The sequence below is a fragment of the Cupriavidus sp. a3 genome (assembly GCF_051015765.1).
GTDB classification, from domain to species: domain Bacteria; phylum Pseudomonadota; class Gammaproteobacteria; order Burkholderiales; family Burkholderiaceae; genus Cupriavidus; species Cupriavidus oxalaticus_A.
In genome coordinates, this window is the sequence record NZ_CP170644.1 from 314,423 (window position 1) to 339,993 (window position 25,571).

General features: G+C 69.6%; 22 protein-coding genes and 4 pseudogenes. 13 read left to right on the plus strand and 13 right to left on the minus strand.

Going from position 1 to position 25,571, the window contains the following annotated elements:
* Positions 1–115 precede the first annotated feature (115 nt).
* From ACAD63_RS23440 to copD, 4 genes are read left to right on the plus strand one after another with little or no spacing between them, the layout of a single operon-like run.
* Entirely contained in the window at positions 116–2,026 is a 1,911-nt protein-coding gene (locus ACAD63_RS23440) for a copper resistance system multicopper oxidase (protein ID WP_434034427.1), read from the plus strand.
* Positions 2,026–3,033 (plus strand): copper resistance protein B, encoded by a 1,008-nt coding sequence (locus tag ACAD63_RS23445; protein ID WP_431189869.1) that lies wholly within the window; start codon positions 2,026–2,028, stop codon positions 3,031–3,033. Before ACAD63_RS23440 ends, ACAD63_RS23445 begins: the two co-directional genes overlap by 1 nt.
* Positions 3,034–3,077: 44 nt before the next feature.
* The gene (gene copC / locus ACAD63_RS23450) at positions 3,078–3,464 is read left to right on the plus strand and encodes a copper homeostasis periplasmic binding protein CopC (protein ID WP_209755821.1); all 387 of its coding nucleotides are present in this window, start codon (positions 3,078–3,080) and stop codon (positions 3,462–3,464) included.
* A gap of 9 nt (positions 3,465–3,473) precedes the next feature.
* Positions 3,474–4,397 carry a copper homeostasis membrane protein CopD gene (copD, locus tag ACAD63_RS23455; RefSeq protein WP_135703158.1) on the plus strand — a complete coding sequence of 308 codons (924 nt, stop codon included), beginning with the start codon at positions 3,474–3,476 and terminating at the stop codon, positions 4,395–4,397.
* A gap of 25 nt (positions 4,398–4,422) precedes the next feature.
* On the opposite strand, the gene ACAD63_RS23460 is transcribed toward copD, so the two are convergent.
* The 3 genes from ACAD63_RS23460 to ACAD63_RS23470 all read right to left on the minus strand — a co-directional run bounded on the left by ACAD63_RS23460 (position 4,423) and on the right by ACAD63_RS23470 (position 6,742).
* Positions 4,423–4,935 carry a DUF6644 family protein gene (locus ACAD63_RS23460; RefSeq protein ID WP_434034428.1) on the minus strand — a complete coding sequence of 171 codons (513 nt, stop codon included), beginning with the start codon at positions 4,933–4,935 and terminating at the stop codon, positions 4,423–4,425.
* A gap of 15 nt (positions 4,936–4,950) precedes the next feature.
* Positions 4,951–5,313 carry a DUF6152 family protein gene (locus ACAD63_RS23465; protein WP_133095868.1) on the minus strand — a complete coding sequence of 121 codons (363 nt, stop codon included), beginning with the start codon at positions 5,311–5,313 and terminating at the stop codon, positions 4,951–4,953.
* 103 nt (positions 5,314–5,416) lie between these two features.
* Entirely contained in the window at positions 5,417–6,742 is a 1,326-nt protein-coding gene (locus ACAD63_RS23470) for a tetratricopeptide repeat protein (RefSeq protein WP_434034429.1), read from the minus strand.
* 218 nt (positions 6,743–6,960) lie between these two features.
* On the opposite strand from ACAD63_RS23470, the gene ACAD63_RS23475 reads away from it, so the two are divergent.
* Positions 6,961–7,410 (plus strand): FKBP-type peptidyl-prolyl cis-trans isomerase, encoded by a 450-nt coding sequence (locus ACAD63_RS23475; RefSeq protein WP_133095866.1) that lies wholly within the window; start codon positions 6,961–6,963, stop codon positions 7,408–7,410.
* A gap of 19 nt (positions 7,411–7,429) precedes the next feature.
* Here ACAD63_RS23475 and ACAD63_RS23480 read toward each other — a convergent pair whose 3' ends face one another.
* Both ACAD63_RS23480 and ACAD63_RS23485 read right to left on the minus strand, forming a co-directional pair.
* Positions 7,430–8,278 carry an MlaA family lipoprotein gene (locus ACAD63_RS23480; protein ID WP_135703156.1) on the minus strand — a complete coding sequence of 283 codons (849 nt, stop codon included), beginning with the start codon at positions 8,276–8,278 and terminating at the stop codon, positions 7,430–7,432.
* 32 nt (positions 8,279–8,310) lie between these two features.
* The gene (locus tag ACAD63_RS23485; protein WP_135703155.1) at positions 8,311–10,953 is read right to left on the minus strand and encodes an MMPL family transporter; all 2,643 of its coding nucleotides are present in this window, start codon (positions 10,951–10,953) and stop codon (positions 8,311–8,313) included.
* Positions 10,954–11,128: 175 nt separating this feature from the next.
* On the opposite strand from ACAD63_RS23485, the gene ACAD63_RS23490 reads away from it, so the two are divergent.
* On the plus strand, positions 11,129–11,761 hold the full coding sequence (locus ACAD63_RS23490) for an MlaC/ttg2D family ABC transporter substrate-binding protein (RefSeq protein WP_135703154.1): 633 nt from the start codon (positions 11,129–11,131) through the stop codon (positions 11,759–11,761).
* Here ACAD63_RS23490 and ACAD63_RS23495 read toward each other — a convergent pair.
* From ACAD63_RS23495 to ispH, 4 genes and pseudogenes are all read right to left on the minus strand, one after another.
* Positions 11,758–12,113, minus strand: a pseudogene (locus ACAD63_RS23495) (hypothetical protein); the annotation flags it as partial. The gene ACAD63_RS23490 and the pseudogene ACAD63_RS23495 sit on opposite strands and share 4 nt — an antisense overlap.
* Before the next feature lie 16 nt (positions 12,114–12,129).
* Positions 12,130–12,426: pseudogene (locus ACAD63_RS23500) on the minus strand (ChbG/HpnK family deacetylase); the annotation flags it as partial.
* Between the two features lie 100 nt (positions 12,427–12,526).
* Complete coding sequence (gene hpnH / locus ACAD63_RS23505; RefSeq protein WP_133095862.1) at positions 12,527–13,699, minus strand: adenosyl-hopene transferase HpnH; 1,173 nt, start codon at positions 13,697–13,699, stop codon at positions 12,527–12,529.
* A gap of 21 nt (positions 13,700–13,720) precedes the next feature.
* Positions 13,721–14,746: a 4-hydroxy-3-methylbut-2-enyl diphosphate reductase gene (gene ispH / locus ACAD63_RS23510; RefSeq protein ID WP_195429987.1), complete on the minus strand. Its 1,026-nt coding sequence runs from the start codon at positions 14,744–14,746 to the stop codon at positions 13,721–13,723.
* A gap of 233 nt (positions 14,747–14,979) precedes the next feature.
* Between ispH and hpnA the strand changes: the two genes are divergently transcribed.
* Positions 14,980–15,984, plus strand: coding sequence for a hopanoid-associated sugar epimerase (hpnA, locus tag ACAD63_RS23515; protein ID WP_133095860.1), 1,005 nt, complete (start codon positions 14,980–14,982; stop codon positions 15,982–15,984).
* Positions 15,985–16,024: 40 nt separating this feature from the next.
* Here hpnA and ACAD63_RS23520 read toward each other — a convergent pair whose 3' ends face one another.
* From ACAD63_RS23520 to ACAD63_RS23530, 3 genes and pseudogenes are all read right to left on the minus strand, one after another.
* Positions 16,025–17,173 (minus strand): glycosyltransferase, encoded by a 1,149-nt coding sequence (locus ACAD63_RS23520; protein WP_195429983.1) that lies wholly within the window; start codon positions 17,171–17,173, stop codon positions 16,025–16,027.
* A gap of 172 nt (positions 17,174–17,345) precedes the next feature.
* Positions 17,346–18,725 carry an amino acid permease gene (locus ACAD63_RS23525; RefSeq protein WP_135703150.1) on the minus strand — a complete coding sequence of 460 codons (1,380 nt, stop codon included), beginning with the start codon at positions 18,723–18,725 and terminating at the stop codon, positions 17,346–17,348.
* Between the two features lie 313 nt (positions 18,726–19,038).
* A pseudogene (locus ACAD63_RS23530) lies at positions 19,039–19,266 on the minus strand (quinonprotein alcohol dehydrogenase); the annotation flags it as partial.
* Here ACAD63_RS23530 and ACAD63_RS23535 point away from each other — a divergent pair.
* Positions 19,262–19,582, plus strand: a pseudogene (locus tag ACAD63_RS23535) (ankyrin repeat domain-containing protein); the annotation flags it as partial. The pseudogenes ACAD63_RS23530 and ACAD63_RS23535 sit on opposite strands and share 5 nt — an antisense overlap.
* Positions 19,583–19,593: 11 nt before the next feature.
* Here the strand turns inward: ACAD63_RS23535 and ACAD63_RS23540 are convergent.
* Positions 19,594–20,658: a beta-propeller fold lactonase family protein gene (locus ACAD63_RS23540; protein ID WP_434034430.1), complete on the minus strand. Its 1,065-nt coding sequence runs from the start codon at positions 20,656–20,658 to the stop codon at positions 19,594–19,596.
* A gap of 314 nt (positions 20,659–20,972) precedes the next feature.
* On the opposite strand from ACAD63_RS23540, the gene ACAD63_RS23545 reads away from it, so the two are divergent.
* The 5 genes from ACAD63_RS23545 to ACAD63_RS23565 all read left to right on the plus strand — a co-directional run bounded on the left by ACAD63_RS23545 (position 20,973) and on the right by ACAD63_RS23565 (position 25,556).
* Positions 20,973–21,734 carry an NADPH-dependent F420 reductase gene (locus ACAD63_RS23545; RefSeq protein ID WP_133095856.1) on the plus strand — a complete coding sequence of 254 codons (762 nt, stop codon included), beginning with the start codon at positions 20,973–20,975 and terminating at the stop codon, positions 21,732–21,734.
* 173 nt (positions 21,735–21,907) lie between these two features.
* On the plus strand, positions 21,908–23,458 hold the full coding sequence (locus ACAD63_RS23550) for a DUF1800 domain-containing protein (RefSeq protein WP_431189877.1): 1,551 nt from the start codon (positions 21,908–21,910) through the stop codon (positions 23,456–23,458).
* 27 nt (positions 23,459–23,485) lie between these two features.
* A complete protein-coding gene (locus ACAD63_RS23555; protein WP_195429972.1) occupies positions 23,486–24,820 on the plus strand; it encodes a DUF1501 domain-containing protein in 1,335 nt (444 codons plus the stop codon).
* Between the two features lie 92 nt (positions 24,821–24,912).
* A complete protein-coding gene (locus ACAD63_RS23560) occupies positions 24,913–25,155 on the plus strand; it encodes an antitoxin (RefSeq protein WP_133095853.1) in 243 nt (80 codons plus the stop codon).
* The gene (locus ACAD63_RS23565) at positions 25,155–25,556 is read left to right on the plus strand and encodes a type II toxin-antitoxin system VapC family toxin (RefSeq protein ID WP_133095852.1); all 402 of its coding nucleotides are present in this window, start codon (positions 25,155–25,157) and stop codon (positions 25,554–25,556) included. The genes ACAD63_RS23560 and ACAD63_RS23565 overlap by 1 nt, the downstream gene beginning before the upstream one ends.
* Positions 25,557–25,571: the final 15 nt, after the last annotated feature.

A 25,571-nucleotide genomic window follows, 5' to 3' on the forward strand; every position in this document is an offset into this window, starting at 1 on the left:
CGCGCGCGGCGCGCGAGAACATGACCGGAAGATTACCGGATTGTCATGTTCCGGTCAGGCGAGGGTAGGGTGGCGCCGGCTACGCTTGGCTTGCCTTGATCAACAAAGTGAAGCCATGCGACGCCACCGACCTACGGGCCTCTTGCTGCCCACGCCTCCCGACCTGCCACGCCGCCGCTTCGTCCAGGGACTGGTGGCCGGCGGCGTGGTCGCCGGGCTGGCGGGGCTTGGCGGCGCCAGCGCGCTGGCCGGCACGCCCCACCGCGCCACCGCTGCCGCCGCGGCGGGAACCGCGCCGGTGCTGCGCGGCACCGAATTCGACCTCGTGATCGGCGAGTCGCTGGTCAACTTCACCGGCAAGCCGATGGTGGCGACCACCATCAACGGCATGCTGCCGGGCCCGACGCTGCGCTGGCGCGAGGGCGACACCGTCACCATCCGCGTCACCAACCGGCTGCGCGAGGCGACCTCGATCCACTGGCACGGCATTATCCTGCCGTTCGAGATGGACGGCGTGCCGGGCATCAGCTTTGCCGGCATTGCCCCGGGCGAGACCTTCACCTACCGCTTCAAGGTGGCTCAGCAGGGCAGCTACTGGTACCACTCGCACTCCGGTTTCCAGGAGATGACAGGCGTCTACGGCGGCATCGTCATCGACCCGGCAGCGGGCCGCGAGCACGGACATGCCGACCGCGACCACACCGTACTGCTGTCCGACTGGACCGACGAAGACCCGATGCGGGTGCTGACCAAGCTGAAGGTGCAGAGCGACTACTACAACTACAACCAGCCGACCGCCGTCGACTTCTTCCGCGACGCGGCACGCGACGGGATGAAGCAGGCGCTGGACAAGCGCCGCATGTGGAACCAGATGCGGATGAGCCCGACCGATCTCGCGGACCTGTCCGGCGCCACGCTGACCTACCTGACCAATGGCGTCACACCTGCCGGCAACTGGACCGGGCTGTTCCGCCGCGGCGAAACCGTGCGGCTGCGCTTTATCAACGGCTCGGGCAATACCTTCTATGACGTGCGCATTCCCGGCCTGAAGCTGCGCGTGGTGCAGGCCGACGGGCAGGACCTGGAGCCGGTCACTGTCGACGAATTCCGCTTCGGCCCGGGCGAGACCTGCGACGTCGTGGTCGCGCCGCAGGACGACGCCTACACCATCTTCGCGCAGTCGATCGACCGCACCGGGTATGCGCGCGGCACGCTGGCCGTGCGCGAAGGACTGTCGGCGCCCGTGCCCGCGCTGGACAAGCCGGAGTGGCTGACCATGGCGGACATGATGGGCGACATGGGTGGCATGGGTGGCATGGGCCATGGCGGCGCGCATGGCATGGACCACGGCAGCATGCATGGCATGGACCACGGCAGCATGCATGGCATGGCCGCGATGAACCATGGCGCGATGCCGGGCATGGACCACAGCCAGCACGGCATGGACCACAGCCAGCACGGCATGGCGGCGATGCCGGCCGAGGCGTCGCTCAAGGTGCCGAGCAAGGCCGCGCGCCACGCCCGCACCGAGTATGGCGCCGGCACCGACATGCGCGTCGACACGGCACGCACCAATCTCGACGATCCCGGCATCGGCCTGCGCAACAACGGCCGGCGCGTGCTGACGCTGGCCGACCAGCACACCATCGGCGGACCGATGGATCCGCGCGGCCCGGGCCGCGAAGTCGAACTGCACCTGACCGGCAACATGGAACGCTACACGTGGTCGTTCGACGGCGTGGAGTTCGGCAAGTCGACGCCGATCTATTTCAAGCACGGAGAACGGCTGCGCGTGATCCTGCACAACGACACCATGATGACTCACCCGATGCACCTGCACGGCATGTGGAGCGAACTGGAAGCGCCGGACGGCAGCTTCCAGGCGCGGCGCCACACCATCCCCGTGCAGCCGGCACAGCGCATCAGCTTCCTCGTCACCGCCGATGCGCTGGGACGCTGGGCCTGGCATTGCCACCTGATGATGCATATGGATGCGGGCATGTTCCGCGAAGTGGTGGTGGCGTGATGACGGCAATGAAGAAGGCTTCCCGTTCGCTGGCCAGGCCAGCCACCCATGTCGTGGCCGCCGTGCTGGCATTGGCCGCGATGGGCGCCGCGTCGGCGCAGGATCCGCACGCGGGCCACCAGGGCCATGGTGTGCCGGCGCAGGACACCTCCCCGACGCAAGACATGGAACCGATGCAGCCCATGGAACCGATGCAGCCCATGGAACCCATGCAGCCGATGCAGCAATCCGGCGCGATGGATCACGGCGACATGAAGATGCAGGGCGGCAGCGCCCCGCCCGATGCGCGCGATCCGAACGCGTATTCCGGCGGCTACCAGCTCGGCGTCGGCAAGTACGCGCTGGGCGACAAGCGCCAGCTGGTGATGGCCGACGAGCACCTGTTCGCTTCCGTGCTGGTCGACCGACTGGAGTGGGCGCACGCCAGCGGCGAAAACGCCGCGGCCTACGAGGCGCAGGCGTGGTTCGGCAACAGCTACGACAAGCTCGTGCTGAAGGCCGAAGGCGAGGCCGCCAAGGGAAAGATGCATGACGCCCGCACCGAACTGCTGTGGGGCCATGCCGTGGCCACCTACTGGGATACCCAGCTGGGCCTGCGCAACGATGCCGGCAGCGGCCGGCCCGCGCGCAACTGGCTGGCATTCGGCATCCAGGGGCTGGCGCCGTACTGGTTCGAGGTCGACGCCACCGCCTACCTCGGCACCAGCGGCCGCACCGCGTTGCGGCTTGCCGCCGAGTACGAGTTGCTGCTGACGCAGCGCCTGATCCTGCAGCCGCGCATCGAAGCGAACCTGTACGGCAAGAACGACCCCGAGACCGGCATCGGCAGCGGCCTGTCCAGCGGCACCGTGGGCGTGCGCCTGCGCTATGAGATCAGCCGGCAGTTCGCGCCGTATATCGGCGTCGAGCGCTACCAGGCCTTCGGCAACACGGCGGACATGATCCGTACCTCCGGCGGCCGCGCCGGCGAGACGCGCTTCGTGGCCGGCGTGCGCATGTGGTTCTGAGCGGCCGCCATTTTTCTTTCTTACTACCAATACGGAGCACAGCCATGCGAATCAAGCGCCCCCTGATCGCCACCATTGCCGCCGCGGCCGCCGCGCTGGCCAGCAGCGCAGCCCTTGCGCATCCCAGGCTGGTCACGTCCTCGCCCGCCGACAAGGCCGAGGTGGCCGCGCCGCAGAAGATCGAGCTGACCTTCTCGGAAGACCTCGTTACGCAGTTTTCCGGCGCCAACCTGGTGATGACCGGCATGCCCGGCATGGCCAGCCATGCGCCGATGAAGATGGCAGCCAGGGTGTCCGCCAGCAGCGACCCCAAGGCCATGGTGATCACGCCGGCGCAGCCGCTGCCCGCGGGCAGCTACCGTGTCGAATGGCGCGCCGTGTCGGCCGACACGCATCCCGTCACCGGCAATTTCTCCTTCACCGTCAAGTGATCGCGAGCGATGGACTGGCTCGCCGTGGTGCTGCGCCTGGCGCTCTATGTCGTCCTGGGCCTGGCGTTCGGCCTGCCGCTGTTCTGCCTGGCTGCGCTGCGGCGCGATGAACACGGTGCGCGCTTCGCCACGCAGTGCCGTGTCATTGCGCTCGGTTGCGCACTGGCCGGCATCGTGCTGTCGCTGGCCGGGCTGGTGGTGATGGCCAGGACGATGAGCGGCGCGGCGTCGTATGCCGCATTGGACCGCGAGGTCTTCGCCATGATCCTGACCGGCACGGCGTACGGCCTCGCCTGGTCGGTGCGCGTGGCAGCGCTGGTGCTGTGCCTGCCCGCCGTGCTGGTGCTGCGCGCGCGGCCCGTGGCGCAGGCCGTATCGCTGGCGACGCTGTCGGCGGTGGCGCTGGCAGCGCAGCCCTGGGCCGGCCACGGCGCGATGAGCGAGGGGATTGGCCATTACGTGCACCTGGCCGCCGATGCGGCGCACTTGCTTGCCGCGGGTGCGTGGGCCGGTGCGCTGGCCGCCTTCGTGCTGCTGTCGCGGGCACGGCCCGGATCCGATCCCGCCGCGCTGTCGCTGCTCAGCCGCACGGCCAACGGCTTCGCCCGACTCGGCACCGGCATTGTCGTCACGCTGGTGCTGACCGGCGTACTGAACTACGGCTTCATCGTCGGTGCCGCGCTGCCGGACTTCTCGGCCACCGCATACGGTGGCTTGCTGGCCGCCAAGCTCGCGTTGTTCATGGCGATGCTGGCGCTGGCCGCGGCCAACCGCTTCCGCCACGCACCGCGGCTGGCGCAGGCCTTGCGCACGGGCCAGGCCGCCATGGCGGCGCGCGCGCTGCGGCGCAGCGTGGCGCTGGAAGCGGCTGCGGGCACGGCGGTGCTGGCGCTGGTCGCGGCTCTGGGCACGCTGTCGCCCGCAATGAGCTGATTCAGCCGGCGCGCGGTGCGTCCCCTCAGACGTAGGCGATCAGGCGTCCGGCACAGATCACCAGCACCCACATCACCACCGACACGATGGCACTGATGCGCGCGCCGGCCGGCGGCGCGCGCTCAACGTCCCAGCCGAGCCGGCTGTCATGCAGCCGCCGGTAGGGCACGGTGTGGAACCACGCGACGTTGAGTAGCGCCAGCGCGACCAGGAACAGCTTGGCGAGGAAGGCGGGATTGGTGGCCAGTTCGTCCGCGTGCGCCATGAACAGCAGCACGCCGCTGGCGGCGACGGCGATAAAGGCCGCTACCGTGAACGGCAGTGCATGGCGCAGCAGCAGGCTGACCGGCAGCCGGCGCCCGAGCCCGGCCAGGCGCATGTCAACCACGACGATGGAGCCGAACAGCAGCGCCATGCCGGCGAGATGGACGATTTCCACCGCCGGGTAGGCCCACGGGGAGGAGCGCAACGCGGCAGCGAACGGCAGCCGTGCCAGCCCGGCGGCCCATTCGCTCCATTGCGCCAGCAGTGCCGCCATGGCGCGCGTGGCGGCTCAGCGCAGCTCGACGGTCTTGCCGTCCACGGTGATGCGCTCGGCGCGCAGCTCGTCGGCCTTGTCCTTGCTGGCGTAGCCGACCAGCGTGACCTCGCGGCCCACGGCGACCTTGTCGGCGGTGGCGCCGCGCGCTTCCATGCGCGACACCGGCGCAAGGATCGCCAGCCAGCGCTTGCCGCCCGCATCGATGCGGATATGCGCGTGCGGGTTCTCGTAGTGGCTCTCGACGATCTTGCCGGTCAGCGTCAGGGGCTTGGTCTCGTCGTAGGTCGACCAGCCGTGGTGGGCCAGGGCGGGTACAGCGGCCAGCGCCAGCGTGGCGCTGGCGGCGAGCATCAGCGAGCGGAAGCGGTTCGGCATGGGGCGGTCTCCGGTCAGGTGCTGGGTCGGGGGCGCTCGGGTGCGGTCAGGTGCAGTATAGGCGGCGCTGGGCCGCCTCGCGGGTCCGCTTTATGGGGCCACATCATGGCCGGCAGCTGTCCGCGCGCTGCACCAGCCGGTGCAGGCTCGGGCTCACGGGCCTGAGCGCGGCACGCTCGGCCGTCAGCGCAATCGCCAGGTTGCGGCGGCCGGCACGCAGTGCCGACTCGAGCAGCGTCAGGCCGATCACGTCGCGCTGCGCATGGCTGCCGCCGAAGCGATGGGCGATCAGCCGCACCGGCAGCAGCAGGTCGATCGCCCCGGTGTAGTCGCCCTGCTCGAACGCGATCAGCGCATCGGCAACGGGGAGTCCCACGTCACGCGCCATCATGGCGTTGGTGCCGTTGCCCAGCGCGGCGCGCTCGAGCGCGGCCCGCAACTGGTCGACGGCCGCCGGCCGGTGCGCGCCCAGGCTCGCCATCACGGCGTGGACGTCGTTGAAGGCGTAGTATCCGGCCGCGCCGCGGCCCAGCCAGTCGTCCGCCACGGGCTGCCAGCGCGTGCCTACGTCGACGCCACGCAGGCGCAGCCGCCACAGCAGCGCGGAGGCATCCACCAGGTCCAGCGCGATCGCCGGCGCCGGGCGGCTGATCTCGTGGTCGTACAGTGCCAGCACGTCGTCGGTGTTGCCCGCTTCGAGCTGGAACAATGCCAGGTGCCACCAGTTGTGCACGGCCAGCATGTTGTCCTCGGACCAGTCGTCGCGGCGTGCATTCAGCCAGGCGATGCCGTCGTCGAGCCGCCCCTGCATCTCCATCACGTGCGCCACCGCGTGCACCGCCCACGGGTCGAGCGGGTTCAGTTCCAGCGCGCGCCGGCCGCTTTCCTCGGCGCGGCCGTAGAGCTGGGTTTCTTCCAGCCCGAACGCATGCATGCCGAGCAGGTAGCCGTAGCCCGGCATGCCTTCGTCCCAGTGCGGGAGCACCTGCGAGATGCGGTCGCGCAGCATCGACGACTGCCCCAGCAGGAAGTCGCCCAGGTGCGCCACCTGGATCGCCAGCAGGTCGCGCGGATAGTCGACCACGATATCGCCGTACAGCCGCAGCGAGCGCTCAAACTCGCCGTCCAGCCACGCGCGCGCCGCGGCCAGGTGGCGCTGCTCGCGCTCGTTCAGCCCGCCCAGCGCCTCGCCGGCTTCCACGCTGTCGCGCAGCATGGGCTCGGCGGTGCCGTCGCCGGCGGTCAGCATCAGGCCGGCGCGCAAGGCATGGCCCATGGCGAAGCCGGGATCGGCGTCGAGCGCGGCGTCGATGACGCCGAGCGGGTCGCCGTAGTAGCCGTTCAGCAGTCGCAATGCCGTCTCGTACAGCTCGACCGAGCGGGCGTTTTGGGTGGTGACCGCGAGATCCCTTGAGTCCGTCAATGCCATGGCATCCTCCGTGCGGCCCGGCCGCGCCGGGACTGTCAGAATCATCGTAGACCGCAAAACGGGGCATGCAACGGGCCCTGTGTCGCAATCCCGCGCATACGCCGCATACGCCGCATGGCGCAACCCGCCTGTGCTCCATCGGGCGCTGGCACGCCGAGGGGATGCCCGCCTAAGTTACACTGCCGCATCCCAATCACGACAACACGATGGCCTTTCCCATGAAAACTCTCGCGCTTTTTGTCGGATCCCTGACTCTGGCCTGCGCCGCTGCCTCTGCCATGGCCGCGGGGCCGGCTGCATCCACCCCGGCCGCCCCCGCCGCCCCCGCGGCGCCGCAGGCGCTGCCTTCGGGCATGACCATCCAGCACCTGGTCAAGGGCACCGGCGCCTCGCCCAAGGACACCGACACGGTACAGGTCCACTACCGCGGCACGCTCGCCGACGGCACCGAGTTCGACAGCTCGTACAAGCGCGGCCAGCCGATTTCGTTCCCGCTCAACCGCGTGATCCCGTGCTGGACCGAAGGCGTGCAGGCGATGCAGGTGGGCGGCAAGGCCAAATTGACCTGCCCGGCCTCGACCGCCTATGGCGCGCGCGGCGTGCCGGGCACGATTCCGCCGAACGCGACGCTGACGTTCGAGGTGGTGCTGCTCGGTATCGGCAGCTGATCCGGGCGCAGGCGCCGCCTCAGCGCGGCGCCACCGGCTGCGTCGGCGTCGGCGCAGCGGCCGGCGCGGCAGGCTTGCTGTCCTTGCTGTCCTTGTTGTCCTGGTTGTCGCCCTTGCCGCTCGCGTTGTCCGCGTTGTCCAGGTCGTCCTCGTCGCCATAGTCGGGCAGCGCCGTGTTTTCCCCCAGCAGGTAGCGCCTGCGCTGCAGGTACGCGTCACGCACGAACGCATACTTGTCCAGCGCCGCCAGCGACAGCAGGTCGGTCGCGCCCAGCAGGTTGGTGCGCACGTCGACCACGTTGGCGGCAAACAGCGAATTCCGTACCGCCGGTTCGGCATAGGTGATGGGATCGAACTGGAAATTCACATACAGGCCCACGCCGTCGCGGAATGAACTCGGACCGAACAATGGCAGCACCAGGTAGGGCCCCGACGGCACGCCCCACGTGCCCAGCGTCAGGCCGAAATCCTGCGAACGCTTTTCCAGCCCGGCCGGCGTGGCGATATCGATCAGCCCGCCCAGCCCGAGCACGGAATTGACCGCGACCCGCATAAAGCTTTCGGCCGCCGCCACGCCCTTGCCCTGCAGCAGGTTGTTGGCAAAGTTGCCGACGTCGGCGAGATTCGAGAAGAAGTTGGTGACGGCGGTGCGAACGGGCTCCGGCGTGACCGCCTTGTAGCCCTGCGCGACCGGCTTGGCCACGTACTGGTCGAGCTTGTCGTTGACCTTGAACACGGCGCGGTTCATCGGTTCGAGCGGATCGTCGGGGTTGGCCTGCGGGCCGGTGGCGCAGCCGGCGAGCAGGGCCGCGGCGGCGATGGCGGCAAGGGAAATGGCAGGCGCGCGCGGGCGGGTGCGGAAAGGCATCGTACGAAAAAGGTGCGGGAAGTCGGGACGGCTCAGGGCGAAGGCGCGGCGGTTTTGTCGTGGCCGGGCTGCGCCTCTTCGCGCGGGCGGCCCATCAGGATCGGCTGGAAGAACACCGCGCCCACCAGCGTGCATACCAGTGCCAGCGCCAGCAGCTTGCCCATGCTGGCGGTGCCGGGATGGTGCGACAGCCACAGGCTGCCGAAGGCGGTGGCGGTGGTGGCGGCGCTGTACAGCACCGCATGCGTCAGGCTCGATTGCAGCAGCTTGGTCTTGCCGTGCCGCCAGGCGATCACGTAATAGATCTTGAAGGCCACGCCGATGCCCAGCAGCAGCGGCAGCGCGATCACGTTGGCAAAGTTCAGCGCAATGCCGAACAGCACGCACAGCTCCAGCGTGACGATGGCCGACACCAGCAGCGGCACCAGCGTGCGCAGCACGTCGCCGAAGCGGCGCAGCGTGATCCACAGCAGCAGCGTGATCGACAGCACCGCCCAGGCGCCGGCCTGCCCGAATGCCGTCATGATGGTGTTGGCCGAGCCGCGCACGGCGATGGGCCCGCCGGTGGCGGCAGGCTCGGCGCGCTGCACCGCGGCGATAAAGCGGTCCAGCGCGGCCTCTCGCTGCGCGCTGCCGGCCGGCGGCAACTTCGGGCTGATGCTGACCAGCGCGCGGCCATCGGGCGTGACCCAGTCGCGCACCAGTTCAGGCGGCAGTGTCTCGCGGCTGACCGGGCGCGGGCTGAGCGCGAGCCTGAGCCGGGCCAGCGCCAGCTGCAGCGGCAGCGCGATCGCGCGCTCGGCGCGGTCGCGCGTGGCCGCGTTGGCGCCGGCGAGTTTCTTCAGCGTGGCCGACAGGTGCGCGGCTTCGGCCGCGCCGGGGCCGGGATGCTCGTCGGCGGCGATGGCGAGCTGGCGCGCCGCGTTGCGCAGCGCATTGACGCGGGCGGTGTCGTTCGCGGGCGTGGCGGTGGGCTGCGTGAGCGCCGGCATCAGCGCGGCCGACGCCTGCGCGATCGCCTGCAGCTTGGGCGGCTGGTCTTCCGGGATAAAGCTCTGCAGCGTGACAGCGCGCGCCACCTCGGGCAGGGCCGCGAGCCGGGCGGCGCTGTCGCGCGCCGCCTGCAGCGACGGCGCCAGCACGCTCACGTTTTCGGTGCCGGCCTGCGGCGCGTCCTTCAGCGCCAGCAGCGTCGCCATCGATTCGGACTGCGGGTCCTTCAGGTGCAGCGGATCGAAATCGAAACGCAGGCCCGGCAGCAGCGGCGCGCCGGCGAGGATGGCCAGCAGCGTCACCAGCAGCACCGGCTTGCGGTAGCGCTCGAAGAACAGGTCCGCCGGCGCCAGCCAGGCAAAGCCGGGCGCCTCGGCTTCGCCGCCGGGCCGCAGCACGCAGACCAGCGCCGGCAGCAGCGTGAAGGTGGTGGCGAACGCGATCATCATGCCGACGCCGGCGATCAGGCCCAGCTCGGCCACGCCGCGGTAATCGGTCGGCAGGAAGCAGAAGAACGCCGCCGCGGTCGCGGCCGCGGCCAGCGCAAGCGGCGCGCCGACCGCGTGCGCGGCCATTCCCAGCGCCTCGACCGCGTGGTCGCGGTCATGGCGCTCGGCGCGGTAGCGCACCCCGAACTGGATGCCGAAGTCCACGCCGAGGCCGACGAACAGCACCGCGAACGCCACCGAGATCATGTTCAGCGCGCCCACCATGGCCAGTCCCAGCGCCGCAGTGATCACCAGCCCGGCGAACAGGCTTGCCAGCACGGCCACGATCAGCCGCGCCGAACGCAGCGCCAGCCACAGGATCAGCACCACCACCAGTACGGTCAGCACGCCGTTGAGCGCGGCGCCGTCGCTGACCGAGGCAAATTCATCGTCGGCGAGCGCCTGCGGGCCGGTCAGCCGCACCGTCGCCTGGTAGCGCTGCGCCAGCTGCAGGTCGGCGGCCGCCTGCCGGATCGCGCGCGAGGCCGCGGCGCCGGCCTGCAGGTCGCTGTAGTCGAGCACCGGGCTCACGGCGACGTAGCTGTAGGCATGGCCGCCGGGGCCGGGCTTGAGGCTGTCTTCGACCAGTCCGGCCCACGACAGCGCCGCGGGCCTGCCGGCCAGCACCTGGTCCAGTGCCTGTGCGCTGCTGCCGAGCAGCTTGGCCATGTCGCCAAGCTTGACCTGGCCCAACTGCAACGGCAGCGTCAGCGTGGTGGTGAGCGTATCGGAGAGGCCACGCAGCGTGGGGTCGTGCGCCAGCGCGCTGACCAGCGGGCGCGCCTGCACGAGTTGCTGCGACAGCTGGCGGACTTCGTCGGAACTGGCGAACAGCAGCCCGTTGCGCGCGAAGAACGCTCCCCCGCCAGGCTGGACGACGGCGGTGAAGCGCGCCGGCTGGCGGCGCAATGCCTCGGCCAGCGCATCGGCGGCGGCATCTGCCAGCTCCGCGGCTGGCGCCTGGACCACCGCCAGGAGCAGCTGGCCGCGCTGCGGGAAGGCGGCATTGATGGCGGCATTGCGCTGTGCCCACGGCGCGTCCGATTCGAGCAGGCGGCCGATGTCGGTGTTGATCGCGAAGTTGTGCGCGACGTAGACGCCGCTCGCAGCGCTCAGCAATGCCGCCAGCATGATGACCCGCCAGGGCCAGGCCGTGGCGAGCCGGACGATGCGTGTCAGCAGCGTAGTCAGCATGGGCGGATCCGGAAGGAGCACGAACCGCGAGTATATCGGCTGGCGGCGTGGCATATGCGGCATACGGGGCGGAGCAGCGCAGGAGTGTTCCGCTTATACTGGCCGCACACTTGCCAACCGCGCCTGACAGCCATGCGCCACACGCGCGGCCACCCTGTCCTTCCTGCACGAGATCATGAAGAGTTACGGTTTGCTCCCCCTGGTGCCGCTTGCGGCGGTGGTCATGGTTGCAACGGCGCACGCCCAGGCGGTCCAGCCCGGCGCCAGCCCCGAGAAGCTGGTGCAGACGGCGGTCGAAGGCGTGGTCGGCACGATCCAGTCCAACCCCGACACGCGCGCCGGCGATCTCGCCAAGATCACCGCGGTCGTGCGCAAGCAATTCCTGCCTTATGCCGATTTCCGGCGCACCACGCGGCTGGCGGTCGGCAGCGCCTGGCGCAGCGCGACGCCCGAGCAGCAGAAGCAGCTCTACGAGCAGTTCGAGACGCTGCTGGTGCGCAGCTACGCCGTATCGCTGGCGCAGCTGCGCGAGCAGAACGTCAAGTTCCGCTACCAGCCGTCCAAAGCCGGCAGCGACGCCTCCGACGTGGTGGTGCAGACGCGCGTGATCAACAATGCCGACGAGATGCAGATCGACTACCGGCTGCAGCGCACCGCCGCCGGCTGGCGCATCTATGACATCAACATGATGGGCGCGTGGCTGATCGAGGTGTATCGCAAGCAGTTCGCCGATATCGTCGCGCGCGGCGGCGTGGACGGACTGGTGAGCTACCTGACCACGCACAACGCCCGGCAGAACGCCGACTAGGCTTTTCCCGCCTCGCGCGCGCGGCTGCGGCGCCAGCGCCGCAGCTCCACCCACTGCCACGACAGCAGCGCCGGCACGCCGAACAGCACCTCGCGCGCGCGCTTGACCAGCGCCAGCGCCAGCCGACCTGCGCATCCATCCCCAGCGCCTGCCCCAGCAGCATCACCACCGCTTCCTGCACGCCGAGCCCCACTGGCACGAAGAACGCGACGTTGCGCGCGGCCTGCGTCAGCGCCTCGATCGCCAGCGCATGCCAGAACGGCACCGGGTGGCCCAGCAGCATCAGCGCAAACCACACTTCCAGCGTGCCGGTGACCAGCCCCGCGAGCTGCCACAACACGGCGCTCACCAGTTCGTTGTGGCGGCGGTTGCAGGATCAGGGCCAGCACGGTCGGGTGCAGGTGGAAATGCTTGTGCGTGTTGACATGGTCCAGCGGCAGCCCGGTCGCGGCGAAGGCGTCGAACTGCGCGCGGATCTCGGCGGCCAGCTGGCGCCGCACATGCGGCAGGAAGAAGAAGCGGCAGCCGTCCGGCGCCATGGCCGAGCCGAAGCGGCCCTGCGCATCGACCAGCGCCGGGATCCGCGCCCGCGGCAGCGTGGCGGGCCCGTCAGCCAATACCACGTGCAGGCCCACGCGCAATGACGGCAGCCGGCGCGCGCGCTTCGACGGCGCGCCACCGACGCCGCGGCCAGCGCAAGCCCGCCGACACGCAGGTCAGCGCAGCGCCGGTCAGGCTGGCGGCGAGCATGGCACGGTTCCGGGATCAGTGCGTGGCGGCGCCTTCGGCCTTGGCCGCCTGCCGGCCCTGATTGGCGGGCGGCTTCGCGCGCTGGATTTCCTCGAGCTTGATCTCGACGTGGCGCGAGAATACGTATTCCGCCGGCCGCTGCCGGTCCAGCGCAATATCGGGCGCCATCGGCCCGCTGGTGCGCACCCCGCGCAGGCTCACGCCCAGCGCCTTGAGCGGGTGGGCGAAGGTATCCGCCACCGCGGTGGCCTCGTAGCCGCTGTGCACCATGCAGTCGGCGCACTTCTCGTAGTTGCCGGTGCCGTAGGCGTCCCAGTCGGTCTCGTCCATCAGCTCGCGGAAGGTCTTGGCATAGCCCTCGCCGACCAGGTAGCACGGCCGCTGCCAGCCGAACACCGTGCGCGCCGGGTTGCCCCACGGCGTGCAATGGTAAGTCTGGTTGCCCGCCAGGAAGTCCAGGAACAGCGTCGACTGGCTGAAGGCCCAGTTCTTGCCCGCGCGGCCGCGGCCGAGGATGTCGCGGAACAGCTGCCGGGTCTTGCCGCGGTTCAGGAAATGCTGCTGGTCGGGCGCGCGCTCATAGGCATAGCCCGGCGACACGGTGATGCCGTCCACCCCCAGCGCCTTGACCGAGTCGAAGAAACTGGCCACGCGCTCGGGCTCGGCATCGTTGAACAGCGTGCAGTTGATATTGACGCGGAAGCCGCGTTCCTTGGCCTGCCTGATCGCCGCCACCGCGCGGTCGTAGACGCCTTCCTGGCACACCGAGCGGTCGTGCATCTCGCGGTCGCCGTCCAGGTGCACCGACCAGATGAAATAAGGGCTGGGCTGGTACTGGTCCAGCTTCTTCTCCATCAGCAGCGCGTTGGTGCACAGGTATACAAAGCGGCGCCGGGCGATGATGCCCTGCACGATCTCCGGCATGTCCTTGTGCAACAGCGGTTCGCCGCCGGCGATCGAGACCACCGGCGCGCCGCATTCGTCGACCGCGTCCAGGCATTCCTGCACCGACAGGCGCTGGTTCAGGATGGGATCGGGGTAGTCGATCTTGCCGCAGCCCGAGCAGGCCAGGTTGCAGCGGAACAGCGGCTCTAGCATCAGCGCGAGCGGATACCGTTTTTGCCGCGACAGATGCTTGCCGACGATGTAGGCGCCCACGCGGGCAACCTGCAGGAGCGGGATGGCCAAGGCAGCTTCCTCTGGTTGGGTTCAGCCGGCGATATTCTCGCTGGTGCCGGCAGCGGCAGGCGCGGTGTCGGCTTCGGCGCGCGCGGCGGCCTTGCCAGCCTTGCGCGGCACGGCGGATGGCCTGACCTCGGCCAGTTCGGCGGGCAGGCGGAATTCGGCATGCTCCTCGCGCCCTGCCATGGTGGTGACCTCGACCGGGCCCAGCTTGCGCAACGCGGCGATCACGTCCTCGACCATTTCCTCGGGCGCCGAGGCGCCGGCGGTGATGCCGACCACGTTGGCGTCGCGCACCCAGGCCGGGTCCAGCTCGCTGCCGTCGGCGATCAGGTAGCTGGGCACGCCGCTTTCGGTGCCGATCTCGCGCAGGCGGTTGGAGTTGGAGCTGTTGGTCGCGCCGATCACCAGGATGACGTCGGCCAGCTTGCACAGGTCGCGCACGGCGCTCTGGCGGTTTTGCGTGGCGTAGCAGATGTCGCGCGTATCGGGGCCGACCAGGTTGCTGAAGCGGCGGGCCAGCGCGGCGATGATATTGCGGGTGTCGTCAACGCTCAGCGTGGTCTGCGTGACGTAGGCCACCGGCGTTTCGGGCGGCAGGTCCAGCTGCTCGACCTCGGCCTCGTTCTGCACCAGGATCACCTTGCCCGGGATCTGGCCCATGGTGCCTTCCACCTCGGGATGGCCGGCATGGCCGATCAGGATCACGGTGCGGCCGCTGGCAGCGTACTGGCGGCCCTGGGTATGGACCTTGATCACCAGCGGGCAGGTGGCGTCGATGGCATGCAGCTGGCGCTGGCTGGCATCGGCGACGACCGCGCGGGAAACGCCGTGCGCGCTGAAGATGGTCACGGCGCCGGTCGGAACTTCGTCGAGTTCTTCGACAAAACGCGCGCCTTTTTCTTTCAACCCCTCTACTACGTGCTTGTTATGCACAATCTCATGCCGCACGAACACCGGCGCGCCGTGCTTGACGAGGGCGCGGTCGACGATCTCGATCGCGCGCACCACGCCGGCACAGAAGCCGCGGGGCTGAGCCAGAATCACCTGCATAAAGTAGACCCCCAGACCCTTTGCAACGGGTTTCAGCAATTGGGATGGCCGGATTTGCGATCCACAGGCCGGCGCCGCACCGGAGATTCATCAGGATCACATTTCCGTCGCACGATGGTTACTATATACCCGACACGCGCGCTTTGTCTGGCAGCCCCGCGACCCGGCGGGCCGGACGGCGAGCGCGGCCCGCCGCCTTTGCGGCGCTTGTACCACACCGGGAAAACGGCTTTATGACGAGAAACGATGACGTGCTGGTGACAGGAGCCTCGGGTTTCCTCGGGTCGGCGATAGTGCGGCAGGCCCTGGCGCAGGGTTTCAGCGTGCGCGTGCTGGTGCGCCCGCAGAGCCCGCGCACCAACCTGGCCGGCCTGCCGGTGACGGTGGCCGAGGGCGACATGCGCGACGCCGCCGCCGTGGCCGCCGCGCTGCAGGGCGTGCGCTACCTGTTCCACGTTGCCGCCGATTACCGGCTGTGGGCGCCCGATCCGGAGGAGATCGTGCGCACCAACGTCGATGGCACGCTGGCGGTAATGGAAGCCGCGCAGCGCGCCGGCGTCGAGCGCGTGGTCTATACCAGCAGCGTTGCCACGCTGCGCGTCGCCGGCGCGCAGGCGCCGGTGGACGAGACCGCGCCGATGCACCCGCACGAGGCCATCGGCGCCTACAAGCGCAGCAAGGTGCTGGCCGAACGCGTGGTCGAACGGCTGGTGGCCGAGCATGGCCTGCCCGCGGTGATCGTCAACCCGTCGACGCCGATCGGGCCGCGCGACGTCCGGCCCACGCCGACCGGCCGCATCATCGTCGAGGCGGCGACCGGCAAGATCCCGGCCTTCGTAGATACCGGGCTGAACCTGGCGCATGTGGACGACGTCGCCGAGGGCCATTTCCTGGCACTGGAGCGCGGCCGCACCGGCGAGCGCTACATCCTGGGCGGTGACGACGTGATGCTGCAGCAGATGCTGCGCGATATCGCCGAGCTGTGCGGCCGGCGTCCGCCCACCATGCAACTGCCGCGCTGGCCGCTGTATCCGCTGGCGCGTGCGGCGGAAGCGGCGGCGCGGGTGACCGGTAAGGAGCCGCTCATTACCGTCGACGGGCTCAATATGTCGCGCTACCGGATGTTCTTCACGTCGGCCAAGGCGCGCCAGCAGTTGGGCTATGCGCCGCGCGCTTACCGCGAAGGGCTGCGCGATGCGCTGGCATGGTTCCGCACGCAGGGATATCTTGGCAAATGAGCGGCAGGTGAGCGGCAGGTGAGCGGGTGAGTGCTGCGCCTCAGGACCGCACCGGCGCCTGTGCCCGCCCCTTCCACTGCCCGCCGCGGCGCAGCCAGTAGCGCCGCGCCGAGTCGATGGTGGCGCCGAGGTAGAACAGCGCCGTCACCGGCAGCAGCGGCGCCAGCCATGCCGGCTGGCGGTACTCGCGCAGCATCGGCAGGTAGGCAAACGCCATCGCGCCCCATGCCAGCCACGCCGGCCACAGCCGCCAGCCGCCGGCCAGCGCCAGCAGCGGCGGCGCCAGGTAGGTCAGGGCCATGCCGGCCACCGCGCCCGCCAGCAGCAGCGGCGAATAGCGCAACTGCGTATAGGCGCTGCGCGCGATCATGTCCCACAGGCTGCGCCAGTCGTCATAGGGACGCAGCGACAGGCTGTCGTCGGCCAGGTCCAGCCGGATCGCGCCGCCGGGCTTGATGCGCGCCGCCAGGCTGCAGTCGTCGATCAGCTCGCCGCGGATCGCGGCAAAGCCGCCGATGCGCGCCAGCGCCGCGCGCCGGGCCAGCATGCAGCCGCCCGCCGCCGCGGCCACGCGCGAGCGCGGGTCGCGCACGCGCGCGAACGGGTAGAGCTTGGCAAAGAAAAAGACAAACGCGGGCACGACCAGCCGCTCCCACGCCGATTCGCAGCGCAGCCGCACCATCAGCGAGACCAGGTCGCGCCGCTCGTGCTCCGCGCGCGCCACCAGCGATGCCAGCACGCCGGGGCCATGCCAGATGTCGGCATCGGTCAGCCAGACATAGCGGGCGCGCGCAGCGATGCGGTCGGCTTCGGCCAGCCCCTCGGACTGGGCCCAGACCTTGCCGCTCCAGCCGGGCGGCAGCTCGCGCGCGCCGGACACCGCAAGCGCTTGCGGACGCGCGGTCGTCGCGGCAGCGGCGCGGGCGAGATCGGCGGTGCCGTCCTGGCTGTGGTCATCGACCACCACCAGCGAGAGCTGCCCCGGATAGCGCTGGCCGAGCACGCCCGCGACCGCGCGCGCGATCACCGCGGACTCGTCGCGGGCCGGGATGATGGCGACCACGTCCGGCCATTGCGCCGGCGCCGGTGCGGCGGCCGGCTTGTGCACGCGCCAGAAGCCGGCGCGCAGCCACAGCAGCCCGCACCAGATCGCCAGCGTCAGCAGCGACAGCGCCAGCGCGATATCCATGGCGATTTCAGCAAGTGGCGCGCCGGCACGCCTTGGCGGCGAGGCGGCGTGGTTGGCGCGGTGCGGCGCAGGTGTCAGGCGTCTCGGACATTCGGCCCCCTGGCAATGGATTGCCCGGGGCCATTGTAGCGAGGTGCGCTGTCACGCGCACCTCGCGCGCACTCGCGCTCGTTCAGGCGCGGTAGCTGACCGGCCCGCGCGAGCGCATGTCCAGCGCGTAGTAGCAGATTGTCAGCAGCACCAGCCAGCCCGGGCCCACGTACAGCGCCACGCGCGTTTCCGGGAAGTAGGCCATCAGCGCCACCACCAGCGCCAGGAACGCCAGCGCGATGTATGAACCATACGGCCAGAACGGCATGCGGAAGGCCAGCGCCTTGCGCTCGGCCGCCGACAGGCCGCGGCGGAAGTTGATCTGCGTGACCAGGATGATGGCCCAGGTCCAGACCGCGCCGAAGGTGGAGATCGCGGTCACCCAGACGAACACCTTTTCCGGCACCAGATAGTTGAGCAGCACGCCGCACAGCAGCGCGGCGATCGACACCAGCAGCGCGCGGCGCGGCACGCCGTTGCGGTCTACCCTGGCGAAGGCCGCCGGCGCCTGGCCCTGCAGCGCCAGGTTGTACAGCATGCGCCCGGTGCTGAAGATGCCGCCGTTGCACGACGACAGCGCCGCGGTCAGCACCACGAAGTTGATGATGCCGGCGGCGGTCTTGATGCCCAGGCGCTCGAAGGTCAGCACGAACGGGCTGCCCTGCGCGCCGATCTCGCTCCACGGGTACAGCGACAGGATCACGAACAGCGCGCCCACGTAGAAGATCAGGATGCGCCAGAACACCGAGTTGATCGCGTCCGGGATCGACTTCTTCGGGTTGCGCGCCTCGCCGGCGGTCAGGCCGATCATCTCCACGCCCAGGTAGGCAAACATCACCATCTGCAGCGACATCAGCACGCCCGAGGCGCCATTGGGCATGAAGCCGCCATGCGCCCACAGGTTGGAGATGCCGGTGGCGACGCCGCCGTTGCCGAAGCCGAACACGATCATCGCGCCGCCGCCGAACAGCATCAGCACGATGGTGACGATCTTGATCATGGCGAACCAGAACTCGAACTCGCCGTAGGCCTTGACCGCCATCAGGTTGACCGAGCCCATCGCGGCCAGCGCGGCCAGCGCCCAGATCCAGCGCGGCACGTCGGGGAACCACATGCCCATGTAGATGGCCACCGCGGTGATCTCCGCCACGCAGGTCACCAGCCACAGGAACCAGTAGTTCCAGCCGGTCAGGTAGCCCGCCAGCGGGCCCATGTGGTCCTGCGCGTAGCGGCAGAAGGAGCCGGCCACGGGGTTGTGCACGGCCATCTCGCCCAGCGCGCGCATGATCAGGAAGATCATCGCGCCGCCGATCAGGTAGGCCAGCATGATGGCGGGGCCGGCCATCTTGATGGCGCTGCCGGCGCCCAGGAACAGGCCCACGCCGATGGCCGAACCCAGCGCCATCAGGCGGATGTGGCGTTCGCCCAGGCCGCGTTGCAGATGCTCTGCGCTTGCACTCATGTCTCGTTGTCTCCGTGTGATCAGAATGGCCGCGCCGGCCCTTGTGGGGCTGGCGGGGAGCAGCATATCTTCGCGTTCGCTACGGGCCTGCGCCGAGCCGGCAATACGCCACACCGCGCAATCCGCGTGCGCCGGTGAGGTAGCCGCCGTCAGGAAATGTCCAACAAGAGGCTGGCCGCAAACGGAAAATAGCGGGCAGGTTAATAAGATCACGGGGGAATTTGTTGCTGAATTGCCGTAAAAATTTAAGAAAAATTGCTATGCCTGCTGTGGTAAATGCCTTGTTGCGCAACACCGTGTCGGTACGTTGCACGGCGTTGGGCGCCCATTCCACGCCGCCGTTTGCGCCCGGCAGCATGCGCGCGCCTTGCGGGGTGGGCAGGGTCCACATGTTCTCCTGCGGGATCATCGCCTGCGAATAGCGGATCAGGCGGCCATCGCGGAGATCATGCACGTAGACGTGCCCGGTCTTGCCGCCGTGGATGACGCCCGGGGTCATCTGGCCCTTTTCATCGCGCACGTCGACCAGGATGGCCGCCGAACTGAACGCCACCGACCGCGTCAGCAAGACCGCCATGATCTATGCAGCGGGAGAGGGTCGCACGGTGGTGGTGAAGCAGTTGCTGGACGCCGGCGTCGACAGCAACGCGCGCTATGCGCATGGGCTGACGGCACTGATGTGGGCGGCCGGCTATGACAAGAGCGAGGTCGTGCAACTGCTGATTGCACGTGGCGCCGATGCCTCGTTGCGCGATGACCGTGGGCTGACCGCACGCGAGATTGCCGAGCAGGCTGGCGCGAAGAACGTGGTGTCGATCCTGTCGGGCAGCCCTACCGCGGCGGCGCCGGTGAAATGACGCCGCGCCGCTTACGGCGAATCGATCGAACCCACGCTTTTCGGAAAGGTCACGATGCCCCAGCTCAGCGGCAGCCCGTCGAACTGCTTCACCGGCTTGTAGGTGCGCGCGTCGAAGACCAGGACCGCATTGGAGCGGCCGCACGCCACCAGCAGCCGCGCATCGTCCGGCGTGAAGCTGAAATGCCAGCAGCGCTTGCCGACCGGGATCTCGGTCAGTAGTGCGAAGGTCTGCGCATCGAACACCTGCAGGGAGTCGGCGCGCGACGCGGCGACGAACAGCCGCGCGCCGGCGCGATCGAACGCCACGCCGTAGGGACCGGTGCGCGTCGGCACGGTGCGCTGCACGCGGAAGTCCGTGGCGTCGAGCACCACGAAGGCGTTGGTGTTTTCCAGCGTCACCACGTAGCGGGCGCCGTCGGGGCTTGCCTTGATCCCGCGCGGGCGCGAGCCGGCCGGCATCGGCAGCAGCTTCACTTGCCTGCCGCTGGCTTTTTCGTAGACCGTGACGGTGTCGTCGCCTTCGTTGGTGACCAGCAGCAGCTTGCCATCGCGCGAGAACTCGATCCCTTCGGTTTCCAGCCCGCTGCGGATGGTCCGGCTCACACGCCAGTCTTTCAGGTCGATCACGGCGATTTTAGCCGGCAGCGGCTTGTCGTCAGTGCCCTTGCCCTTTGCGGGCGGCGTCGGCGCGGCGCCGGGCGGGCCGGAGCGCTCGCCCGGTTCGAACGTGACGAAGGCCTGGTCGCCCGCCATGCGCACGAACTCCGGGTTCTGACCGATCGGCACGCGCCGGACCGGCTGGCCGGTGGCCAGTTCGATCACCGACACGTCGCCGGTGTCCTTGTTGGCCGCCAGCAGGTATTTGCCATCGGCGGTCACGCCCAGCCCGCGCGGGCCCTTGCCACCCGCCGGCAGACTGGCGACGGCTTCGAGCCGCTCCAGGTCGATGACTGCGATACCGCCGCCTTCGGTCGATACGTAGGCCTGCGCCGCGTGGGCTACGAGCGGGCACGCCAGCGCAAGCAAGGCGGCCGCGAAGCTGCATGGCGTACGGCGTAACAGATTCGAGAGCATGGCGATTCCTCCTCGCCGTCGGTGACTGTCTGGATTGGCGGGAAAAGCCTGTGGCTCGATGCAAGCCTGGCAACGGGGTCGGGCGTGGGCCATGGGGTTCCCCTTTCCCCTCTCGCGCCGCATCGCGCGGGCGGCTGTAACGCAGACTTCGTGGCGTGGCGCAAATGCTACCTAATCTAGTCCAGCGCGCAGGCAGTGCCAAGCGCGATGGCCCGGCAAGCCATTTTTTCGCCTAGAGTTCGTTGGGCGGCCGGTGTGCGGCAGGAGATGCGCATGGTGGCCGCGCGGGCAAGCAATCATCCTGGGAGCGCGCGATGCAAGAGCCGGCCAATGTCTTCAATCCCGAACGTCGCCGCATGCTGCGAACGGGGGCAATGGCCATGGTGGCGCTGAGCTTGCCGCCGTTGAGCGCCTGTGCCCGGAAGCCGGCTGCCGCCAGCGACGCGGGTCCGGGGCGCATCGGCGTGATCGGCTCCGGGCGCATTGGCGGCACCATCGGCGGCCTCTGGGTCAAGGCGGGGCACCCGGTCCTGTTCTCGTCGCGGCATCCTGAAGCGCTCAAGCCGCTGGTCGACGGCCTTGGCCCGCTGGCGCGGGCGGGAACGGTCGCCGAGGCAATCGCCTTTGCCGACGTGCTGTTTCTCGCCACCCCGTACAACGCCTTGCCGCAGCTAAGCCAGGAGAATGCCGGGGCATGGTCGGGCAAGATCGTGCTGGATGCCACCAATGCCTTCGCCCAGCGCGACGGCGCGATTGCCGACGAAGCGCAGCGCAACGGCATTGGCATCACCACGGCGAAATACCTGCGCGGCGCGCGCGTGGTGAGGGCGTTCAACTTCATGGGCGCGACCAACTTTGCCAATGAACATCACCGGCCCGGCGGCCTGATCGCCGTGCCGATCGCCGGTGACGACGAGGCGGCGCTGCAGGTGGCGGCGCGGCTGGTGCGCGACGCGGGGTTCGAGCCGGTGGTGGTGGGGCCGCTGGCCAGCGCGGACAGGTTCGCGCCAGGCGGACCCCTGTTTCGGCAGATCGGCACGGCCGAAGAATTCCGCAGGAAGATGAGCGGGCAATAGGGCTGGTCGCCGCGACCTTACCGCGCGCACGTACCGATCAGCGCTGCCGATCGTGCAAGGCAGCCGCCCGCCAAGCGCCCATGTCAACGGAAACGCGCTTGCCCCGTAACATTGACAGTGGGCATGACAAGGAGGCGGGCATGGATGCGGCGCAACAGGCGGGACATGGCAGGATGCCGCGGCGGCTGGCCGCCTGGCGCGCCGGCGCAGCGGTGGTGCTGGCCGCCTGCGCAGGCGCCTGTGCCCAGATGCCGGACGCCGGCAGCGACAGCGCGACCGACCTGCGCTGGCTCAATACCGTCAGCTTCGGCGCCGACCAGGCCAGCCTGGCCGAGCTGCGCCGACTGGGACGCACAGCCTATCTGGAGCGCCAGCTCGCCATGCCGCTGGCGGATCCGCCCGAACTTGGGGCCGCCATCGCCGCGCTGCCGGCCCTGCAAGGCGACCCCGGCACGCCGCTGCTGGCTGCGCGGCAGGCGCGCGAGCGCATCGACGCGCTGGCCGACGCAGACAGCAAGCAGCAGGCCCGCCAGGCCCTGAACGAAAAAGGCCGCGAGCTGGTGGCCGATACCGCGCGGCGCCACCTGCTGCGGGCGCTGTACTCGCCGGCGCAACTGCGCGAGCAGATGACGTGGTTCTGGATGAACCACTTCAATGTCTATTCGGGCAAGGGGCAGGTGCGCTGGCTGCTGCCCGACTATGAGGAACGCGCGATCCGCCCCCATGCCCTGGGCCGCTTCCGGGACCTGCTGATGGCCACCGTCACCGCGCCGGCGATGCTGCTCTACCTCGACAACGCGCAAAGCAGCGCCAACCGCATCAACGAGAACTACGCGCGCGAGCTGATGGAGTTGCATACGCTGGGCGTGGCGGGCGGCCCCAGCGGCTCGCGCTACACCCAGCAAGACGTGCAGGAACTGGCGCGCGTGCTGACCGGCGTCGGCGTCAACCTGCGCGGCACGCCGCCGCGGCTGCCGCCCGCGCGCGCGGCGCTGTACCGCAGCGACGGCGCGTTCGAGTTCAATCCGGCGCGGCATGACTTCGGCGCCAAGACGCTGCTGGGCCAGCGCATCGAGCCGGCCGGGTTTGCCGAGGTCGAGCGCGCGGTGGCGATCCTGTCGCGCGAGCCGGCCACGGCGCGATTTATCAGTGCCAGGCTGGCCGCTTATTTCATCGCCGACAACCCGCCGCCCGCACTGGTCGACCGCATGGCCCAGACCTTCGCGCGCACCGATGGCAATATCGCCGCGGTGCTGCGCACCATGCTGCTGGCGCCCGAGCTGGACCGGCTGCCGGCTTCTTCCCCGCGCAAGTTCAAGGATCCGGTGGTCTACGTGGTGTCGTCGCTGCGGCTGGCCTACGAAGGCCGGCCGGTCGCCAACCTGCGCCCGGTGCTGAACTGGCTGAACCAGCTGGGCGAGCCGCTGTATGGCCACGTGACACCCGACGGCTATCCCGCGGCGGAGAGCGCCTGGGCCAGTTCCGGGCAGATGGTGCGGCGCTTCGAGATTGCGCGCGCAATCGGCTCGGGACCGGCCGGATTGTTCGCCGGCGATGCGGGCACGCCGCGCGGCGCGCGCTTCCCGGTGATCGGCAACAAGCTCTACTACGACGGCATCGAAGCCACGCTTGGCCCGGCAACGCGCGCGGGGCTGGCGCAGGCGGCCTCGCAGGCGGAGTGGAATACCGTGCTGCTCAGCTCGCCCGAATGGATGCAGCGCTGACGCGCACGGGAAAGGAAGGAGCTCGCCATGCGACGCAGACAATGGCTCGGCACGATGGGCGCCACCGCGCTGGCGTGGGCGCTGCCCGCCACGGTGTCGCGCGTCTACGCGCTGCCGGCGCAGGCCGACGCCCGCTTCCTGCTGGTGTTCCTGCGCGGCGGCTATGACGCCGCCAGCGTGCTGGTGCCGGCCGGCAGCGACTTCTATTACGCGGCGCGCCCCAATATCGCGATCCGGCGACCGCCCGCCGCCGGAGCGGACCCCGACCCCGGCGCCGCCGTCGCGCTGGCGCCGGCCTTTGCCGCCGACAGCGCCGCGCGCGGCATCGGCGGCTGGGCGATGCACCCGGCACTGGCGCCGGCCATGCTGCCGCTGTGGCAGCGCGGGCAGCTGGCCTTCGTGCCGTTTGCCGGCACGCATGACTTGTCGCGCAGCCACTTCGAGACGCAGGACACCATCGAGGCAGGGCTGCCGGGCGCGGGCGACGATCCACGCGACCACAACCGCAGCCAGCTCGCCGCGCTGCGCGGCAGCGGCTTTCTCAACCGCCTGGCGCAGGCGATGGGCGGCCAGGCCGCGCCGGTGGCCTTCACCGATGGCCTGCCACTGGTGCTGGCGGGGCCGCGCGGCGTGCCCAACGTCTCGCTCAAGGGCAGCGGCCGCACCCCGTTCGACGCGCGCCAGGAACAGATGCTGGCGCAGATGTACCGCGGCACGCGCTTCGAGTCGCTGATCGACGAAGGCTTCGAGCTGCGCCAGGCGGTCGCACGCCAGGCCGAGGCGGCCGCAGGGGACATGGCAGGTGGCAGCAACATGGCCGCGCGCCAGCAGGAGATGCAGGCCGCCAACCGCCGCTCGCTCAGCGCGCGCGGCTTCGAAATCGAGGCGCGGCGCATGGCGGGGCTGATGCGCGAGCGCTTCAACCTCGGCTTTATCGACGTCGGCGGCTGGGATACCCACGTCAACCAGGGCGCGGCGCAGGGCCAGCTCGCCGGCCTGCTCGACAACCTCGGCCGCGGCCTGTCGGCCTTCGCCGACGGTATGGGGCCGGCGTGGGGCAATACCACGGTGGTGGTGCTGTCGGAGTTCGGCCGCACGTTCCGCGAGAACGGCACCCGCGGCACCGACCATGGCCATGGCACCGTCTATTGGGTGGCCGGCGGCGCGGTGCGCGGCGGGCGCATCGCGGGCGAGCAGGTCGCGGTGGAGCGCGCGGCGCTGAACCAGGACCGGGACTGGCCGGTGCGCAATGAGTATCGGGCGGTGCTGGGCGGGCTGCTCCAGCGGTTGTACGGCTTGGATGCGGGGCGGCTGGAACAGGTGTTTCCAGGGGGGCGGGCCGGTGATCTGGGACTGATTTGAGTCGTCGACGAGGCACTGCGGCGATTTGAGCCGGCTCTCATTGCAGTACCCCGGCATTTGGCATATGCTTTGGCATATGCGAAGGAGGTTCGATGACGACAACCGACGAAATCCGCCATGTCAGGCTGTTCCGCAACGGTCGCAACCAGGCAATCCGCATCCCGCGCGAGTTCGAGCTGCCCGGGGACGAGGCCATTCTTCGCCGCGAAGGCAACCACCTCATCATTGAGCCGGTCGCGGCCACGCCGTTGCGGGCGCTGCTGTCGCAATGGGAGCCGATCGACGACGATTGGCCGACGATCGACGACTTGCCAGCCGAGGACGTCAATCTCTGATGGCCTTGTTCCTGCTCGACACCAATATCATTTCCGACGCCATTCGCAATACTCGTGGGGCTTGCGCGGCCCGGATCGAAGCGACCGACCCCGATAGTCTCTGCACATCGATCATCGTCGCGGCCGAATTGCGCTTCGGCGCAGCAAAGAAGGGCTCATCGGCGCTCAGCCAGCGTGTCGGCCAGGCACTGGCCGGCCTGCGCGTCCTGCCCCTCGGCGGTGACGCGGATCACTGCTACGGCGAGTTGCGTGCAGCACTGGAGCGCAAGGGCACAGTCATCGGAGCCAATGACATGCTGATTGCCGCGCATGCGCTCTCGCTTGGGGCTGTTTTGGTCACCGACAACATGGGTGAATTTTCCCGCGTGAACGGACTGCGCTGCGAGAACTGGATGGCGTAAGCCCGCCAGTGCCTG

What these genes read in the sequence shown, in the direction of transcription:
- ACAD63_RS23440 (WP_434034427.1), top strand. Translation starts at nt 116, where the DNA reads ATGCGACGCCACCGACCTACGGGCCTCTTGCTGCCCACGCCTCCCGAC.
- ACAD63_RS23445 (WP_431189869.1), top strand. Translation starts at nt 2,026, where the DNA reads ATGACGGCAATGAAGAAGGCTTCCCGTTCGCTGGCCAGGCCAGCCACC.
- copC (WP_209755821.1), top strand. Translation starts at nt 3,078, where the DNA reads ATGCGAATCAAGCGCCCCCTGATCGCCACCATTGCCGCCGCGGCCGCC.
- copD (WP_135703158.1), top strand. Translation starts at nt 3,474, where the DNA reads ATGGACTGGCTCGCCGTGGTGCTGCGCCTGGCGCTCTATGTCGTCCTG.
- ACAD63_RS23460 (WP_434034428.1), bottom strand. Translation starts at nt 4,935, where the DNA reads ATGGCGGCACTGCTGGCGCAATGGAGCGAATGGGCCGCCGGGCTGGCA.
- ACAD63_RS23465 (WP_133095868.1), bottom strand. Translation starts at nt 5,313, where the DNA reads ATGCCGAACCGCTTCCGCTCGCTGATGCTCGCCGCCAGCGCCACGCTG.
- ACAD63_RS23470 (WP_434034429.1), bottom strand. Translation starts at nt 6,742, where the DNA reads ATGGCATTGACGGACTCAAGGGATCTCGCGGTCACCACCCAAAACGCC.
- ACAD63_RS23475 (WP_133095866.1), top strand. Translation starts at nt 6,961, where the DNA reads ATGAAAACTCTCGCGCTTTTTGTCGGATCCCTGACTCTGGCCTGCGCC.
- ACAD63_RS23480 (WP_135703156.1), bottom strand. Translation starts at nt 8,278, where the DNA reads ATGCCTTTCCGCACCCGCCCGCGCGCGCCTGCCATTTCCCTTGCCGCC.
- ACAD63_RS23485 (WP_135703155.1), bottom strand. Translation starts at nt 10,953, where the DNA reads ATGCTGACTACGCTGCTGACACGCATCGTCCGGCTCGCCACGGCCTGG.
- ACAD63_RS23490 (WP_135703154.1), top strand. Translation starts at nt 11,129, where the DNA reads ATGAAGAGTTACGGTTTGCTCCCCCTGGTGCCGCTTGCGGCGGTGGTC.
- ispH (WP_195429987.1), bottom strand. Translation starts at nt 14,746, where the DNA reads ATGCAGGTGATTCTGGCTCAGCCCCGCGGCTTCTGTGCCGGCGTGGTG.
- hpnA (WP_133095860.1), top strand. Translation starts at nt 14,980, where the DNA reads ATGACGAGAAACGATGACGTGCTGGTGACAGGAGCCTCGGGTTTCCTC.
- ACAD63_RS23520 (WP_195429983.1), bottom strand. Translation starts at nt 17,173, where the DNA reads ATGGATATCGCGCTGGCGCTGTCGCTGCTGACGCTGGCGATCTGGTGC.
- ACAD63_RS23525 (WP_135703150.1), bottom strand. Translation starts at nt 18,725, where the DNA reads ATGAGTGCAAGCGCAGAGCATCTGCAACGCGGCCTGGGCGAACGCCAC.
- ACAD63_RS23540 (WP_434034430.1), bottom strand. Translation starts at nt 20,658, where the DNA reads ATGCTCTCGAATCTGTTACGCCGTACGCCATGCAGCTTCGCGGCCGCC.
- ACAD63_RS23545 (WP_133095856.1), top strand. Translation starts at nt 20,973, where the DNA reads ATGCAAGAGCCGGCCAATGTCTTCAATCCCGAACGTCGCCGCATGCTG.
- ACAD63_RS23550 (WP_431189877.1), top strand. Translation starts at nt 21,908, where the DNA reads ATGCCGCGGCGGCTGGCCGCCTGGCGCGCCGGCGCAGCGGTGGTGCTG.
- ACAD63_RS23555 (WP_195429972.1), top strand. Translation starts at nt 23,486, where the DNA reads ATGCGACGCAGACAATGGCTCGGCACGATGGGCGCCACCGCGCTGGCG.
- ACAD63_RS23560 (WP_133095853.1), top strand. Translation starts at nt 24,913, where the DNA reads ATGACGACAACCGACGAAATCCGCCATGTCAGGCTGTTCCGCAACGGT.
- ACAD63_RS23565 (WP_133095852.1), top strand. Translation starts at nt 25,155, where the DNA reads ATGGCCTTGTTCCTGCTCGACACCAATATCATTTCCGACGCCATTCGC.